Origin of the sequence: Priestia sp. BR_2 (assembly GCF_041954005.1) — a bacterium.
GTDB lineage: Bacteria > Bacillota > Bacilli > Paenibacillales > Paenibacillaceae > Paenibacillus_AQ > Paenibacillus_AQ lautus_A.
Map to the genome: position 1 here is coordinate 1 of NZ_JAVFHM010000180.1, position 2,448 is coordinate 2,448.

At 36.5% G+C, this 2,448-nt stretch carries 2 protein-coding genes; both read right to left on the reverse strand.

Features of this window, described 5'->3' with window-relative positions; translation table 11 throughout:
• Positions 1-8: 8 nt before the first annotated feature.
• Positions 9-1,103, reverse strand: coding sequence for a CaiB/BaiF CoA transferase family protein (locus RB298_RS08680; RefSeq protein WP_486046813.1), 1,095 nt, complete (start codon positions 1,101-1,103; stop codon positions 9-11).
• A 160-nt stretch (positions 1,104-1,263) separates the two neighbouring features.
• On the reverse strand, positions 1,264-2,139 hold the full coding sequence (locus tag RB298_RS08685; protein WP_328236523.1) for a LysR family transcriptional regulator: 876 nt from the start codon (positions 2,137-2,139) through the stop codon (positions 1,264-1,266).
• Positions 2,140-2,448: the final 309 nt, after the last annotated feature.

Below are 2,448 nucleotides of genomic sequence, written 5' to 3' on the forward strand. Positions count from 1 at the left end.
TTTGCCCATTAGTAGGCAGCGTCAGATGTGTTGAAGAGAAAGGGTATAGATGAACCAGTTGGTAGTGGTAAATCTCTAACAAGATTTAATGACTGTGCCATAGGGCTAGCTAATGCCTCAGAAAAATCATTTACCGGAGCTGATGGAACACCTCTCTGGTCAAACTCAGCTATCCATGATTCAGCTGGCTTTGTGCTAAACACTTTCTGCAAAAGGGCTGCCAGTTCTTTTTGATTTTTAGCACGTGCTGTTTGATTCACAAATCTAGGATCTGTAAACAATTCTTCTAGCCCAGTTGCTTCACATACTTCTTTCCAAAGTTTATTATTACCAGCCGCAATGACAAATGGTTTGTCACTTCCATAGAATCCTTGATAAGGAGCATTGCGGGGATGCGCAGTTCCTAATCGTTTTGGCGATTGCTTGTTGCCAAAGTATTCACTCGTTTGCAAAGCTGAAATACCCAATACACTTCCTAACATAGAACAATCAATTTGAGTACCTTCTCCTCCTTTTTCAACATTTAAAACGGCTGCTGTAATTGTATATGCAGCGTATAAGCCGACAGCAAAATCGGCTACTGGCACACCACATTTAACTGCTTCTCCATCTTCTTCACCTGTGACGCTCATTAATCCACTTATTGCTTGAACTGTTACATCAAAAGCACCTTTATGAGCATAAGGGCCTTCTTGTCCATACCCTGAAATAGAACAATAGATTAGCTTAGGATGAACACTAGATAAACTCTCATAATCCAATGCAAACTTCTTTAATACTCCTGGACGAAAGTTTTCTATAATTACATCAGCTTGTAAACAAAGTTCCCTTAAAGTTGCTAATTGCTGTTTATCTTTAAAATCAATACAAATACTTCTTTTATTTCGGTTTAGCGATGAAAAGTTAGCACTGTAATCTTCTTCCTCTTCATTTTTTACAAATGGTGGCCATAGCCTCATGCCGTCTCCTCCATTTGGATTTTCAACCTTAACAACGTCTGCCCCCAAATCAGCTAACGACATTCCTGTATATGGACCGGCTGCAATTTGGCCGAATTCGAGGACGCGTATGCCAGATAGTGGTTGTTTACTAGGTAAATTCATTTCACTGTTCCTTTCTTTTCATAATTTGACTATCTCTTAATTCAACTTAATCAATCAACTTACTATGTTTTTGAAAAGTATATATCACTTTCCTAGATTTGTATAATTGATAAATTCGAATAGTTAATTCAAAAAAAATGAATTAACCAAAATAGAGCTATTAAAAATGAGTCTTTATAAGACGAATTAAATTCTCGACGGCCGTTCCATTGGTTACAGTGTTTATTTTTCTTAAAATACCTGTGGTTACACCAATTTTGAGATCAGAGATCTTTTTTATTTCTGTTCCTGGCGGTGGATTTTTCACCATAACATCAGGCACCACAGCAATCCCAAATCCCACTTGTACATATTCTTTTAATGCAGACATGCTGTTTACTTCGAGCTGAATGTCAGGGCTAACGCCAGCTTCCACCAACGATTTCTCCAAACTGATTCGGTAGTTACAAACAAATCCACTCAAAAGAAGGCGTTCTCCTTTGAAGTCAGAAAGCTCTACTTGTTCTTTCTCAGATAACGGATGTTCTTTAGGTACTAGTAGTGATACTTCTTCAATAAAAAGTGGCTCAAATAACGTCGTATGATCCAAATTAGGCGTATTGCAGATTGCCAGATCAAGCTCTCCTTCTTTAATCATTTTCGTTAAATTCTGTGTGTTATCAATTTGGATGCTTAGCTGAACTTTCGGATACTTATGGTTAAACGGCAGCAAAATACTTGGCAAGCGAAAAATCGCCATCGGCTCAATAGCCCCTATTCGTACTTTACCAGTCTCTCCGTGAAGCCACTGCTTCATTGTGTTTTGTACGTAATCTAAGTCTCTTAATAAAAGGTCTGCTTTCTCATGGAAGAGCCTACCAGCTTCTGTTAAATATATTTTTTTTCCTCTTTCGAAGAGTTTTACGCCCAAATCGGATTCAAGTTTTTGGATTTGCATCGTAACCGTTGATTGTACATACTTAAGCTCTTCTGCTGCTTTTTGAAAACTTCCTAAGCGTGCAATTGTTTGAAATGTTTTTATCGTTCGTAAATCCATTTGTCCACTACCTCCTTGTCTATGGTCAACGTAAAAAACCTATGCATGTGTTCTCGATAATGTCATAGGTCTAAAAAGCAAGAAATGAAGTTTTATGCATTCTTATTATTCAATTTATAAGTCAAGATCCTAAAATGTCCACAAAAATTGCGTTTAAATTAAGTATTAAAATAAAACAATTCATTTTTAATGAATGATCAATTCTTTTTTTTCAATTATACAAAATTGATTTTTCCCTTTATCATGTTAGTTAAGTTTTTAATTTCACGTGATATGTTTCTACTCACTAACTCTTAAGGAGGAATAACA